This window comes from Rhizobium sp. P40RR-XXII (assembly GCF_012641405.1).
Classification (GTDB): domain Bacteria; phylum Pseudomonadota; class Alphaproteobacteria; order Rhizobiales; family Rhizobiaceae; genus Rhizobium.
The window spans coordinates 48,672-62,696 of the sequence record NZ_JABAII010000019.1; the positions used below are offsets into that span (position 1 = coordinate 48,672).

11 protein-coding genes and 4 pseudogenes are annotated in these 14,025 nt (G+C 58.5%); 10 read left to right on the top strand and 5 right to left on the bottom strand.

What is annotated here, in order from left to right; all coding sequences use genetic code 11:
* Positions 1-81: 81 nt before the first annotated feature.
* On the bottom strand, positions 82-909 hold the full coding sequence (locus HGP16_RS27440) for a transporter substrate-binding domain-containing protein (protein WP_168843129.1): 828 nt from the start codon (positions 907-909) through the stop codon (positions 82-84).
* Positions 910-1,135: 226 nt separating this feature from the next.
* Here HGP16_RS27440 and HGP16_RS27445 point away from each other — a divergent pair, with 226 nt between their 5' ends.
* The 3 genes from HGP16_RS27445 to HGP16_RS27455 all read left to right on the top strand — a co-directional run bounded on the left by HGP16_RS27445 (position 1,136) and on the right by HGP16_RS27455 (position 4,268).
* Entirely contained in the window at positions 1,136-1,879 is a 744-nt protein-coding gene (locus tag HGP16_RS27445; protein WP_168843189.1) for a UTRA domain-containing protein, read from the top strand.
* Complete coding sequence (locus tag HGP16_RS27450) at positions 1,876-2,808, top strand: LysR family transcriptional regulator (RefSeq protein WP_168843130.1); 933 nt, start codon at positions 1,876-1,878, stop codon at positions 2,806-2,808. The genes HGP16_RS27445 and HGP16_RS27450 overlap by 4 nt, the downstream gene beginning before the upstream one ends.
* Positions 2,809-2,921: 113 nt before the next feature.
* Positions 2,922-4,268: an LLM class flavin-dependent oxidoreductase gene (locus HGP16_RS27455; protein WP_168843131.1), complete on the top strand. Its 1,347-nt coding sequence runs from the start codon at positions 2,922-2,924 to the stop codon at positions 4,266-4,268.
* Here the strand turns inward: HGP16_RS27455 and HGP16_RS27460 are convergent, their stop codons facing one another.
* Entirely contained in the window at positions 4,269-5,432 is a 1,164-nt protein-coding gene (locus HGP16_RS27460) for an aminotransferase (protein WP_168843132.1), read from the bottom strand. It abuts the gene before it with no gap.
* A gap of 130 nt (positions 5,433-5,562) precedes the next feature.
* A complete protein-coding gene (gene speB / locus HGP16_RS27465) occupies positions 5,563-6,612 on the bottom strand; it encodes an agmatinase (RefSeq protein WP_168843133.1) in 1,050 nt (349 codons plus the stop codon).
* Between the two features lie 208 nt (positions 6,613-6,820).
* Here speB and HGP16_RS27470 point away from each other — a divergent pair, with 208 nt between their 5' ends.
* A complete protein-coding gene (locus tag HGP16_RS27470) occupies positions 6,821-7,057 on the top strand; it encodes a hypothetical protein (protein WP_312867338.1) in 237 nt (78 codons plus the stop codon).
* 177 nt (positions 7,058-7,234) lie between these two features.
* On the opposite strand, the pseudogene HGP16_RS27475 reads toward HGP16_RS27470, so the two are convergent.
* Positions 7,235-7,446: pseudogene (locus HGP16_RS27475) on the bottom strand (VOC family protein); the annotation flags it as partial.
* 345 nt (positions 7,447-7,791) lie between these two features.
* Between HGP16_RS27475 and HGP16_RS27480 the strand changes: the two are divergent.
* From HGP16_RS27480 to HGP16_RS27490, 3 genes and pseudogenes are all read left to right on the top strand, one after another.
* A complete protein-coding gene (locus HGP16_RS27480; protein WP_168843190.1) occupies positions 7,792-9,750 on the top strand; it encodes a hypothetical protein in 1,959 nt (652 codons plus the stop codon).
* Between the two features lie 26 nt (positions 9,751-9,776).
* Positions 9,777-9,995, top strand: a complete 219-nt coding sequence (locus HGP16_RS27485; RefSeq protein WP_168843136.1) for a hypothetical protein — start codon at positions 9,777-9,779, stop codon at positions 9,993-9,995.
* 161 nt (positions 9,996-10,156) lie between these two features.
* Positions 10,157-10,270, top strand: a pseudogene (locus HGP16_RS27490) (DDE-type integrase/transposase/recombinase); the annotation flags it as partial.
* A 246-nt stretch (positions 10,271-10,516) separates the two neighbouring features.
* Here HGP16_RS27490 and HGP16_RS27495 read toward each other — a convergent pair.
* Complete coding sequence (locus tag HGP16_RS27495; RefSeq protein ID WP_168843137.1) at positions 10,517-11,503, bottom strand: AraC family transcriptional regulator; 987 nt, start codon at positions 11,501-11,503, stop codon at positions 10,517-10,519.
* Between the two features lie 100 nt (positions 11,504-11,603).
* Here HGP16_RS27495 and HGP16_RS27500 point away from each other — a divergent pair, with 100 nt between their 5' ends.
* The 3 genes and pseudogenes from HGP16_RS27500 (at position 11,604) to HGP16_RS27510 (ending at position 13,955) form a co-directional block, all read left to right on the top strand.
* Entirely contained in the window at positions 11,604-12,353 is a 750-nt protein-coding gene (locus tag HGP16_RS27500; protein ID WP_168843138.1) for an SDR family oxidoreductase, read from the top strand.
* A gap of 31 nt (positions 12,354-12,384) precedes the next feature.
* Positions 12,385-12,660 (top strand): annotated as a pseudogene (locus HGP16_RS27505) (HAD family hydrolase); the annotation flags it as partial.
* Position 12,661: 1 nt separating this feature from the next.
* A pseudogene (locus HGP16_RS27510) lies at positions 12,662-13,955 on the top strand (DUF3422 domain-containing protein).
* Positions 13,956-14,025 lie beyond the last annotated feature (70 nt).

The following is a 14,025-nucleotide window of genomic DNA, read 5'->3' on the forward strand; positions in this document are numbered from 1 at the left end:
ACTTGGCGGTCATGAAACCGGATCGGTCTCCGAACATGCCCCGGTACATCCAAGGCATGTTCGGTGATGATGATCAATCGATCAGAATGCCGGGTCCTTGACGGAGTCCGGCGTATCGAAAGTCGCGCCGAACCATTTCTTCTGCAATGTGGCCATCCGGCCGTCCGCCTTGATCTTCAGCATGGCGGCATCGATTGCGTCCATCAGGGGTGCGTGATCGGCATCCTTCAAGCCGATAAAGCCGAAATAGGATTTCTTGCCGAAGGGCGGCAGAACGACCTCGAAGACGCCTTCCCGCTGCTTGGCGACGAACGCAATGTTCGGCAGAGAATTCGCCACGCCGGCGATGCGGCCGGCGGCAAGATCGGCGTAGGATTCGGTGAAGGCGGGATATTCGCGAATGTCCGCCTTGGTCGGCAATGTCTCGGAGAATTCCTTGAGCTGATCAAGCTGCGAGGTTGCCTTGCCGACGCCGATCTTCTTGCCGGCGATGTCTTCCGGCTTGTTGATGGTCTTGTCGCCCGCCTTCTTGAGGATGGCAATGGTCGCTTCGGCCAGCGGCGGCGTGAAACGGTAACGCTCCATGCGCTTCTTGGTGATCGTTGCCGGGCCGGCGACCACATCGAACTTCCCGGCCTCCAGAGCCGGGAAAACACCGTCCCAGGGCAAGGTCACCCACTCGATCTTCACACCGAGTTCCTTGCCGATCTCGTTAAAGAGATCGACGTTTAATCCGACATGTTCGCCGGCATCGATAAAGTCGAAGGGGGCGAAGGCCGTTTCGGTGCCAACCTTCAGGGTGCCGGCAGCCTTGACAGCCGAAAGCGTATCGGCGGCGTGCGCGGACAGTGTCGCTCCCAGAAGGAACGCGGCGCTCACCAACCCTTTGAGCAGAGAATTCTTTTTCATGATCGTCTCTCCAGTTTTTTGCCCTTCCTGCGGAAGAGTCCAGGTTCCCCAGCGTATTCCCGCCGAACGAGCTTCTTTGGCCCGCTTTTGTCTATACAAATAGATATAGGCAGGCCTACAGTGTCAATGTAAAAGTCTTGGAACGCAAAAATCGTGCCGGACCTTTCGCCGAAACTGCCTCGCATAGAGGCGAGATTTGTGCGCTGTCGCGGGATCGAGGTGGATGTTGGTCTCAATTCATCACAGAATTTTCGCAGACATAGAGACGAAGATCATGAATGGCGACTGGAAGCCCGGCCAGCGCATCCCGATCGAGCATGAGCTGGCCGACCAATACCGATGCTCGCGAATGACCGTCAACAAGGCGCTCTCGGCGCTCGCCGAACGCGGCATGATCCTGCGGAGGCGCAAGGCGGGCTCCTTCGTCGCCTCGCAGCAGATCGACCGCACGGTCATGGATATTCAGGATATCAGCACCGAGGCGGAGCTTGCCGGACACGCGCACGCCCACCGCATCCTGAAGCGGCGAATAGAGAAGCTGGACGCCTCCAGCGCGGCCTTGTTGAGGGAAAAGCCCGGCGCGGAGGTTTTGAGGCTGCAATGCTTGCATCTGGTCGACGGCAAGCCGAACGCCATCGAGCGGCGCATCATCATGCTCGATGCCGTACCGCTTGCCAAAGATGAAAGCTTCGCAACCGTTCCACCGGCCAAATGGCTATTGGCACAGGTGCCATGGTCGAAGGCAAGGCACATCATTCGCGCCGTCTCGGCAGATCCGGCAACGGCCCGGCTGCTGGAGACCGAGCGTGGTGACGCCTGTCTGACGCTCATCCGCCAGACCTGGCAGAACGGCCGCACCGTCACCTATGTCGAAATCACCCATCCCGGTGATCGCTTTCAATTCGCCGGCGACTTTCAGCCGGCCGAACAGGAAATGCCCGATTATTCGTCCTGGAGAAATGCAACGTGAGCGAACCGCGCCTCTTCAAGGCCATTCCGCTGAAAGGCCTGCAGGCTTTCGAAGCTGTCGGCCGTTGCGGCAGCGTGACCGCGGCTGCGCTGGAATTGAAGGTTTCGCCCGGTGCGATCAGCCAGCAGATCCGCAAGATCGAAAGTTTTCTCGGCGTGACCCTTCTGGAACGCAACGGCCGCACGGCAGAGCTGACCTTATGGGGCAGGCTCTATCATCAGGAAATCTCCAAAGGTTTCGAGCACTTCGCGATCGCCGAACGCATGCTGGAGCGGGCGCGCAATGAAAATGCCCTCGTCCTGAGCGCCTTGTCTTCTGTCGTCAACAAATGGATCGGCCGGCGCATCTTCGACTGGCAGGCGCTTCATCCGGACGCTCATGTTCGGATTATCGGCCGCGATAAGGAGCCTCGCATGGGCTTCGACGAAATCGACTTCCGCATCAGCTACGGATCGGACGTGCTTCAGCACGAGCATTACAGCGAGCTCTTCCGCGACTGGGTCGTGCCGGCCTGCTCGCCGGCACTCATTCAAAAGCGCGCGCCATCGGCATTCGAACTTTTCGACTACCCGCTTTTGCATGTCGAATGGGAAAGACACTTCACCCCTTATCCCAGCTGGGCCGACCTCGCGGCGAAAGTGGGCGTGACGCTGAAAGAAACGGCGCCCGGGCTGTCCTTCACCCTCTCGAGCAGCGCCATCGACGCTGCCGTCAACAAACGCGGTATCGTGCTGGCGCAGATGTCGATGATCGCCGACGAGCTTGAGGCGCAAACGCTCGTCATCCCCATCGATATCCGACTTCCGCTTCGCGAAAGCTACTTCCTGGCCTGGGATCGGTCGGCGCTGCAAAAGCCCCATGGCGCCGCCTTCCGCGATTGGTTGCTGGCGATCTCGCGGCAGCAGGCGCGAATGTCTGCCCCGCCATGATGGCCAGGGCAATCCTTTAGAAAAACTAAAACGAAACACAGCCCGGCATTATTGCGTAAAAAACCGGCACGGCGATAATTTGCACAATCGTCAAGACTGGAGGCTGGAATTTCATGGCACGCACAGACAAGATGAAGCTCGGCACCTTCGTCTACACGTTCGGCTTCCATCCGGCGTCGTGGCTTCATCCGGCCAGCAACGTCAACGGCGCCAACGATTTCCAGCATCTGCTTAACGTTGCCAAACGGTCAGAGGCAGCAAAGTTCGACTTCATGTTCATGGCGGATTCACCCGCCGCCGCCGTCGGCGACCCCGATGCTCTCGCCCGTATTCCCACCAAGATGAACCGCTTCGAGCCGCTCTCCCTGCTGTCGGCGCTTTCGGTCACCACGCAAAACCTCGGCTTGGTCGCAACCGTGTCGACGAGCTACTACGAGCCTTACAACGTTGCGCGCCTCTTTTCCTCGATAGATCATCTGAGCGGCGGCCGCGCCTGCTGGAATGTCGTTACCTCCGACCACGACGAAACCGGCTATAACTTCAACCGCGAAGGCTTGGATCCGCATGCCCTGCGCTACGAGCGCGGCAACGAATTCGTCGACGTCGTCTTCGGCCTATGGGATAGTTTCGAGGACGGCGCCCTGCTTCTCGATCGCGAAAACGGCATCTATTACGACAAGGCGAAGCATCATACGCTGAACCACAAGGGCAAGCATTTCCAGGTACGTGGTCCACTCAATATCGCGCGGACACCGCAGGGCCGCCCTGTCATCGCACAGGCCGGCGGCTCGGAGCCAGGCATCGACATGGCAGCGCGCACGGCCGAGATCGTCTTCAGCCTCGCCTCCAGCATCGACCGCAACCGCGCCTTCTACGAGAATGTGAAGGCGCGCATGCCGGCCTATGGACGCGATCCGAACGACCTGAAGATCATGCCGGGCGTCGTGATCAATGTCGGCGAGACGAAGGCCGAGGCGCAGGCGAAGGTCGATTATCTGATCGACAAGATGCATCCCGATGTCGGCCGCCTGATGCTGTCGGAATTCCTGGAAGTGGATCTGCGGGGCGTACCTCTGGACAAGCCCTTTCCGATGGACCGTCTGCCGGCTGCGCCGAAAGGCTCGCGCGCGCTTTTCGACGAACTGGTTGACTTCGTCAGGAGCGGCCGCACGGTCGGCGAACTCATCCGTCACTACGCGGAAAAGCATACCGGCAACGGCATGACCGGCACGCCGGCCGAAATCGCCGACTTCATGGAAGAATGGTTCGAGACACGTGCAGCCGATGGCTTCATCCTGATGTTCCCAACCTTGCCGGCGAGCCTCGACGATTTCGTGCGGCTTGTCCTGCCGGAACTGCGCCGGCGCGGATTGTTCCGGAAGGAGTATGAGGGTTCGACGCTGCGCGAGAATCTCGGGCTCTCCATGCCCGCCAACCGGTTCGCGAAAACCCGGGCCTGATCAGCGCAGACGCTCGCCGAGCAGGCCGATCGAAGCCGCATCGGCATTGGCAAATGCCAGACGCAGATAGCGTTCCTGCCCTGCGCCGAAGTAAGCGCCGGGGATCGAGATGATTCCTGCCTGTTTCGCGAGCCGCTCGGCGACCGCCACGGATGGCTGATCGGCAAAGGGATGGCGGATGAAGGCGAAATAGGCGCCGATCGCAGCGATATCCCAGCCTGGCAGCCCGGCCATAACCGCCTTCAGCGCATCAGCCCGCCGCGCGATCTCCAGCCGGTTCTCGGCTCGCCAGCCGGCCAGCACCGGCAGGGCCTTGGCGACAGCATGCTGAGCCGATCGCGGCGCGCAGATCTGCATATTGTCCATGACTTTGGTGATCTCGGCCAGCAGCCTCGGCCCGGCCGTGATCGCGCCGAGCCGGTGGCCGGGAATGCAGAAGGACTTCGAGAAGCTGTAAAGGAGAACGAGCGTCTCCTCCCAGCCGGGTTCGGAAAGCAGCCCATGCGGAGGTCCATAGCTCTCAGCCAGGAAATCGCGATAGGTCTCGTCTAGGATCAGCCATGCCCCGTATTTCCGGCACAACAGGAAGAGGTCATGCAGCAGCGCCGGCGGATAGACGGCGCCGGTCGGATTGTTGGGCGTGACGATCGCCAGTGCACGCGCTCCGGCGGACAGCACCTGTTCGGCGGATGCGCGATCGGGAAGAAACCCGCTCGCCGCGTCGCATCCGACGAGCATGCGATTGATGCCGAGCATAGCAAGCGTCGTATCATGATTGAAATAGAAGGGATTGGTCAGTGCCACGGTTTCGCCGGCGCCGGCAAGCGCGATGGCCGCGCACATGAAGGCCTGATTGCAGCCGGAGGTGATGTGGATATTCTCGAGAACGACGGGCGCGCCGTAAACCTCGCTCACATGCCGCGCATAGGCCTCCCGCAGGACCGTCTCTCCTTCGATCGGTCCATAACCGGTCATGGTTTGCGACGCGGCCGCCTCGCCGAGCAGCCGCAGCATTTCCGGATGCGCGGGATAGCCCGGCACGGCCTGCGAGAGATCGATGAGCGGCCCCTTGGCGCCGGTATATTCGCGGCTCCAGGCAATGACGGAGGGAATGGGCGGGGGTGAAAGGCGGGCAACGAGACCATTGGGGGTGGCGACTGGCATATCGATTATCCTGTTGAAACCGATTGCTACACCGATATCGCTCGTCGTCTCAACTGCTTTGTCGAAGAGGAGAGGACAAGCGGCGGACAAGCCGCCGCTTCCTTCCCTCTTGGCTCGAAGCAGTCCCCTGCTATCTCACCGACGGACTGAAAACCATGAGGCTCAGGATCTCGAACAGCGTCTGCGCGCCGGCATGGGCCGTGTTGGTCGTGGCATCATATTGCGGCGCTACCTCAACGACATCGCCGCCAACCAGATTGATGCCCTTCAGGCCGCGAATGAGTTCCAGCACCTCGCGGGTGGTCAGCCCGCCGACCTCCGGCGTTCCCGTGCCCGGCGCAAAGCTCGGATCAAGGCTGTCGATATCGAAGGACAGATAAGTCGGGCCGTCGCCGACGATCCGCCTGGCCTTCTCGATGATGGCCGGAATACCGACGCCGGACACTTCTTCGGCATGAATGACCGTCATGCCGGACTCATAGGAGAACTCCCAGAGGTATTCCGCCGATCCCCTGATCCCGATCTGAATGGTGCGCGTCGGGTCGAGCACGCCGTCAAGCACGGCATTTCGGAAGGGGCCGCCATGATGGAACTTCGTCTGGTCGAAGGAGCCGCCGGTATCGCAATGGGCGTCGATATGAATAAGACCGACCGGCGCCTTCTTGCCGACGGCCTTGAGGATCGGATGCGTAATCGAGTGATCGCCGCCGACGGACAATGGCAAAACACCTGCATCAACGATCTGATTGACGCGCTTTTCTATATCGTCGTGGCTGAGTTCGAGACGATAGCGGCTCTGGAAGGGAACATCGCCGATATCGGCAACCCTAAGATCGAAGACGGGCGCGCAGCCGAGGACGTGGTTGTAGGGGCCGATGCGCTCGATGGCGCGCAGAGCGCGCGGTCCGAAACGAGAACCCGGGCGGTTGGTGACGCCAAGATCCATCGGAATGCCGAGAAGCGCGACCTGCAGGTTGCCGAATTCCGGATTTTCCCCGTCGACCGGCATGTAGGGTGCCGACAGCAAGGTCGGAACGCCGGCATATGGGGCAAGCCGCGTGCCGCTCTTCGAGAATATCTTGTCAGCAACCTTGCGGAACTTGGCATCGAAAAGCTCTCCGCCGTGGCTCTCGCCATACTTCTCGCGCAGCGCACTTAGCTTTTCCTCGTCGAATGTCATTTGAATCCCTCGGTCAACTGATTGCCATCCTAGTGCTTATGCGGGTATTCCCATGCCATATTTCTAAGGATCGCACTTTGGCGTCATCGAATTCGTGGCCTCGGCTTATTGCTTCCAGCTGAAAAATGTCATGCGCCCACAAGAATTAGTCAATAGATGCAAACACGATCCTTCACCCAACGATTTTGCTAACAACAACAGGAGTGTAATAGTGAGTGAACTGACCGTAGAAGATGCCATCAACCGCATTTATGAATCGCTCAAAGCGGACAACGCCGACATTGACTTGCATATTGCGAATCTCAAGGCAGCCTTGACGCGAGCGGGTTTGAAGGAAGCCGCATTCGACCCGACCAGGCTCGTACATAACAATCGTTCCGGCAGAAAACTTATGCAGGCGTATTTTCGGCAGCGTGGCGTGACGGTGACATTCACCGCCTCGTGACGCCTTCCAACGGCGTTAAGTGGGCAACAATATACGTCGACCGGATCACCTCAATGAGGCTTGGCACCAAACTTTGGCCATCGGGCACGAATTGACGTGCCGCCTCCGTTCCGGTGCATGATCTCTGCCAAAGTAACTCGGCGGTTTTCAGCCATATGCTGATAGAGTAAGCGCGATCTATGACTTAATAGGCTTTATTCGCCAAGGCGGTCGATGCGGTTCTTTCCAGCAAAATAAAGCAGAACGCGATTTCCGCCTGGGTCGAATAGTTCGGCTTCCCGCCATAACCAACTTTGGTCTTGGGGCGGACTAGAGAAGGAAATCCCTGCTGACGGCAGGTCTTGAAATTTTTCGTCCACATCGTCGCATTCGAAATAAACAGTCGTGCCCCGCCGCATTGCCGTCCACTGCCGTGACGGTACCTGCTTCAAAGTCGCCAAGCGATAAGCTGGCTTCGCCTTTCACGCCCAGAAGCATTATTTTATACATGCAATTCTCCTTTGAAGGCGGCAATTGCAGGACAAATCGATATTCAATGTAATGTGCAACGCAAACTATCATGGTGTTTGCGGTGCACAAGAAGATTCCGGCTGTTGAATCCGGCAGGATATTGGCACAAACTGCCATCAACATATATATTTACGGTTTCTAACCCTGCGGATCTGCGCCGCATTTATCCGCATTCCCATACAAATGCAGTGATCGAAAATTCATACCGCCTGGGCGCATTCAAAATGACATTTTCTTTGCAGACATTTGGACAACTCCAGCTCCTTGATGCGAAAGGCAAATCCGTTTCCTTTCCAGAGAAGGGTCTATTGATCCTTGCCTATCTACTTACAAGCCAAGAAGGTTCTGAGCATCGGGCGAAGTTGGCGCAGTTTTTATGGGGCGACGCGGATAGGCCGGTTTCACTCGTCAATTTGCGCTCAATCATTTCAAGGATCAAATCACGCCAGGATGAACTTGGGGCGGAGTTCCTTCGCTTCACGGATGGCATGATCTCGCTGGGGCAGACGGCAATCGCATCCGATCTTTTGTCGCTTGACAGGAAGGGCTTCGAGGAACCCGTGATCTGGCTCGGGCGCCTCGTTGGACTCTTTAATCGGACGTTTATAGGCCCGGTTAACTGCCAAAGTCGCGATTTTGACGCATGGCTACTCCAGCGTAAAATCTACCACAATGCCCTTCTTAAGGGGTTGCTGAAGGAAACCTCTCATTCAGCAAAAACACCCAAAGAAGAGGAGATCGTAAAGAATGCGGCAATCCTCATCTTTCATAATGAACCTGACGATCCGGATACGCTCCGATTCCTTGTGCAATTATTCAACGCGGAGGAAGAGGTTGAATATTTCCGAAAATATCTGGAGCAGCGGAAACAGTCACTTTCCGAGGGACCCGCTCCGCTAGGTACCACTTCGAATAAAGCTTCTGCTGAAAGCGTTGTGAGAACGAAGGCACCCGAGCACTTCTCGGCGCAGGGTATGTCCATCACCGACTTCCCCCCTCAGCCCGAGAAAACACTGGCAAAAACTATTCCGCGTCTCGCCCTGCTGCCTCCCACGAATGCTCATCGCGATCCGATTGTCGCCATGGTTGCGTCCTCGCTGGTGGAAGATATCACGATAGCGTTCTGCGCCCTGAATAGCCTTGAGGTTATTGCCCCTCATACTGCGGTGAGGATCGGAAAAACGTCGGAGGATAAGGCCAACGTTTATGAACGCTATGACATCACTTATGTTCTTGACACGCGTTTGAGTGGCTTGAAGGATCAGGATCTTTCCTTGTTCGTTCAGCTCATATATGTGGACAACTCCGAGATCGTCTGGGCTGAGCGCTACATGCTCAGCACACTGGATCTGATGAGCCGTCGCCGTGACATTCTGCGACAAATTACTCTTTTCGTGGCAGGGCGCATCGAAAGCCATCAGGTCACCCGACTCTATTTCGAGCGAAGCGCGGCCGCGTACCATCGCTACCTTGTTGGTCGTCACTATCTCAATCGACTGACGCTTCCGAACCTACGGCGCTCGCGGAAGGAACTGAAAAGCGCCTTACAGGAAGACGCAAATTTTGCGCCGGCCTTGAGTTCGATTGCGCGAACCTATTCAAAGGAATGGCTTCTAACCGCCCGCGGCGATCTCGATCTTCTGCAGGCTGCGGCGGAATACGCCACACGCGCCATCGAGGCTCGAAGAGACTCGGCGGATGGTTACCGCGAACTGGGGGTTGCAAAGCTTCTTATGGGGGCAATAGATGAAAGCGTGCAGGCGTTGGAAGTGTCTGAAACGCTTAGCCCCAATTATGCCGACATCATCGCCGACCACGCCGATACGTTGAATCATTTTTCGCGGCCAGACCTTGCATTGCAGAAGCTCGAACGAGCGATCGAGCTTAATCCATTGACTCCGGACTCCTATTTATGGACTGCGGCAGGAGCCAGCTACAGCCTCGGCAATTTCGAGGGTGCACTCGGGTACATTGACGAGATGGTCGACGGCGATCTCGCGGACCGGCTTTCGGCGGCAAGCTGGGCAATGCTCGGCGATGAAAAGAAGTCGCGTTTCTTCGTGCGTCGGGCTCTTGAGGCAAATCCTCAATTCGATATCGATAAATGGCTAACTATCGTTCCATTCAAGGAACAATGGCAAAAGGACATTTATCGGGAAGGCCTAAAGAAAGCAGGATTCTAGTTCTTTTACAGAAAGGAATTATCGGAATGGCAAAAGTTGTCGTGATCGGCGTCGCCGGTGAGCATGGTCTTTGGGTTGCGGATCTTGATGCGGGGACGGTCACACCATTGCCGCATGCAGCAACCGGACATCTGAGGACCGTCGTTGACCTCCGGGGGGCTGGAGCCTCCGTGATTAAGGGGGTTGATGTAGCGATCGCGGTGAAGTCCACGGCGTCTGTCGCGAGCGGCCATATGGAAGGCTAGTAAGGGGGGCTTTGCCAAGCTGCGCGCCATCATGTGTTACTTTCGGAAACTCCGCGCCGATCGCCGTCCATAGGCTTCTACCTGTCGCACCACGTTTCGCCGCTCTCCTATCGCTGAGTCCAGAAACGGGCGCCCGAGACCGAGAATCGATTGCGCTGTCAACGAGCTGGCGTGTCGATGAAACCTATGTGAAAGTTCGCGGTAGATGGACATATCTATACCGAGCCGTAGACAAGTTCGGCAACACGATCGATTTCTATCTGTCTCCGACGCGTATTTCTGGACTAAGCGCCTTGACAGAAGCCGTCGCTCTGCTCGCATGGAATCTCGATGGTCAGGCCGCGTAACAGCAGAGACAATAGGATATTTCAAACCAACCGGAATTTTTGTAACAGGGCCCGAATTCCTTCGTCTCCATCGTTAAGGCCTAGCGTAGTATTAGCCTACCGAAAGTAGCATTCTCGTAGAATCGGTGTGCGCTCTTCTACTTGTTGACGTAGCACCATCAGCAGCATTGTGCCTTATCCTTGCCATTCGGGCGCAAAGTCGGTGCTTGCCAAAATCGGTCGTCCGTTCAATTTCGCTGCTGCGGCTGTCGGATGCTTTCCTTGGCGCCGCATCCGCGCATAACGAGCAGGCGGCGCGCCCGCATGGCGGGCAAAGGCAATGCTGAAGGTGCTTGCGGAACTGTAGCCCACGCGCGCGGCAACCTGATCTATGCTGAGTTCGCGCTCGCACAGCAATCGCTTCGCCAGCGCCATCCGCCAAGTCAGCAGATACCCCAACGGCGGTAGGCCCACGGCGCGACCGAAACGTGCAAAGAAGGCCGAGCGTGATAGAGCTGCTTCGGCGGCCAGTTCCGCCACGGTCCAGGGATATTCGGGCCGCGCATGGAGGGCGCATAGCGCGGCCGCCAGGCGATTGTCGGCAAGGCCACGGGCCAGGCCAGGCACGGAGGACCCGGTCTCGGCGCCGCATCGCAAAGCTTCGATCAGCAGCACCTCGAGCAACCGCTCGAGCATGAGTTCACGCGCCGGACGCCGTGCCCGGGTCTCGTCGCCGACCAGCTGCATCAGCGTCGCGAGCCGGGGCTCGCGCGCGAGAACCATCTGTGGCAGGAGCGGCACGAGGAGTTCCGCGTCAGCCGAACCAAAGCTGCAGTGACCGATCCGCATCCGCAGCTCGGCGGGTCCGTTCTTGCTGCCGACGCGAAAACAGCCCTCACTGATCTCGATCGGTCTCGTCGTCACTCCGTCCGGTGGCGCGTTGAGGCTTTCATTGATGAGATCATGCATTGCTGGCACCAGCACGAAATCGCCGGCCTCCAACACCATGAATGGCTGCCCGTTTATCGACACTCGGCAGCACCCCTCCAGCACCGCGCAATAAAATGGCTGGCGCGTCATTTCACGATGGATCCTCCAGGAGCCGGCGCACTCCACCAGTTTGGAGAAACGCGCAGTTGGCTGGAGCAGTGTTACGATCTCGGCGAGCGGATCAACGGTCATTACAGGACTTTCGCCAATGAAATTCATACTCTGAACGATATCAAGTCCTGTGGCGACAATCTACCTTCTGGGCGGTTTCAACATTTTTCCGGAGTTCCCCATGTCTACGATCCTCATTACCGGCTGCTCTTCCGGCTTCGGCCTGGAGACCGCACGACTGTTTCTCGATCGCGGTTGGAATGTCATCGCGACGATGCGTTCGCCCCGCGCCGAGTTGCTGCCCTCCTCCGATCGCCTGCGCGTCCTGCCGCTCGACATCACCGATCCCGACAGCATTAGCAGGGTCATTGCGCAGGCCGGTGTGATCGACGTTCTAGTCAACAATGCCGGCTTTGGGGCGCCAGCGCCAATCGAGTTGACCGCGCCCGAGACATCACGTTCTTTGTTCGAGACCAATATGCTGGGCACGCTTGCGATGGTCCAGGCGGTCCTTCCAGCTTTCCGCAAGCGCCAAGCAGGCGTTATCATCAACGTCACCTCGACGGTTACGCTCAAGCCGCTGCCTCTCATTGGCGTGTACCGGGCCAGCAAAGCCGCGGTTAACGCCTTCACTGAATCGCTGGCGATGGAAGTGGAGCCATTCGGCGTGCGCGTTCACATCGTCCTGCCGGGCCGTTCCCCCGAGACGCGATTCGGCGACAATGCACGGCCGCATCTGCGCGGTCTTGATCATCCCGCCTATGCTCCGATGATCGAGCGCTTCGTTGCGAGCGTCCGCGACAGCTCCGGTCCGGTGACCCATGCACCCGACGTGGCAGAAGCGATCTGGCGGGCAGCCACCGATCCATCCACCCCGCTGCGTATCCCCGCTGGGGCCGATGCCGAAGCATGGATGGCTGAGGCAGGCTAATTACTCGGCACCGCGATTGGCGCAGCCGTTCCCCATCATCACCCGCGATCAGGTTAAACACGCTAAGCCCGATCCTGACCTCTTCATTGCGGCTGCCGAAGCTTTGGGCGTGTGGATTGAAAACTCCGTCGTCATCGGCGACAGTGTGTGGGGCATGCTGGCCGCCACCCGCTGCAGGGCACTGGGTGTCGGTCTTTTAAGCGGCGGATATGGCCGCGAGGAATTGCGCGACGCCGGGCCCATGCAGATCTACGAGGACCCCGCCGATCTGCTCTATCACAACGACGAGGTCGGAGGCCGACGGTAGTTTGCACAAGGTTCAAGGTCCCGCCAAGGATGCACCGGTCGCTCAGCTGAGCTTTCCGCCAGCGGAAAATCGCGCACTCGCGCTGGGCGAGGTGCACGCCCGCCCCTTCGTGGCGGTGTCGTCCCCGCGCATCATCTTGCAGCTCGCCTTCCTGATGGATGCCGGGCAGGCGCCGCACAACGAGCTGATCGAGGAGTTGGCGCGCGCGGGGTGTTCCCGTACCCGACCGAGAAACCCGTCATTGCGCGATCCCCTGGGGCCGCGGAACCCTGCGCTGGGAGCGGCATACGGAATTCTCCACCTGGTTCTGGGATGGCCCGGCCATGACGGAATTCGGCGAACCCATGCCGCTTCATCCCTTCGGCGGCAGCTTTCGGCCACCGGGCAAATTCATTTCCGGCATTCGACTGGAGATTTGGCCTGATGGCGCGCAGGCGACAAAAGCAATCACAACCTTCGGGCCGACGAGCCTCTGTCGCAGCCGTGTTCGCGAGGGGGCCGCTGAGGTTGCCACCGACTTCCGACAGGATGGCGACGGGCTGACCCGAATATTGATCGTCGACAAGGGATTGACCGACCTGGGGCGCGGCGCGCTCGTCCAGTGTCTTTTGGACATCGAAACGTATCGCACCCTGGCTATGCTGGCGCTTCCGCTCGCTCAGACGCTCTCTCCGGAGATACGACGGATCGAGGAAGGCCTGAGATCCGTCACCCAGAAGATGCGCGACCAGGCATGGAAGGACGCGGATGATACGCTTGGGGAGATCAGCCGTCTTTCCGCCGAGCTGGAGGCGAATGCCGCGCAATCCCTTTATCGGTTCGGCGCGAGCAAAGCGTACGATTCCATTGTCGGAGAACGCATCGCCTCCCTCAATGAAGAACCTCTCGGAGGCGAGACGCTTGGCACCTTTCTTGAGCGAAGGCTTGCGCCTGCCATGCGGACCTGCAAATCGGTCGAAGAGCGACAGCAATATCTGTCAATGAAGCTGTCGAGGACCACCGAGCTTTTGAGAAGCTGGGTCGATGTTGGGCTTGCCAGGCAGAACATCGCGCTTCTGGCCTCGATGGATAAACGAGCCAAGCTCCAGCTTCGTCTGCAGCAGACCGTCGAAAGCCTTTCGGTGGCTGCGATCTCCTATTATGTCATCGGACTGGCAAGCTATCTGGCGAAAGGGCTAGACCATTCGTTTTCCCAGCCCGTGTCCACCGTCGGTATTGCCGCAGCGGTGCCTTTCGTGGTGATCATTGTGTGGTTCTTCGTCAGGAAAATACGACGCCATCACAGCGACGATTGAGCCGCTGCTTTCACCTTGCCGCGCCCTCATAACGGGCTACGGCGCTGATACGCCGTGGCCGATAAATTGT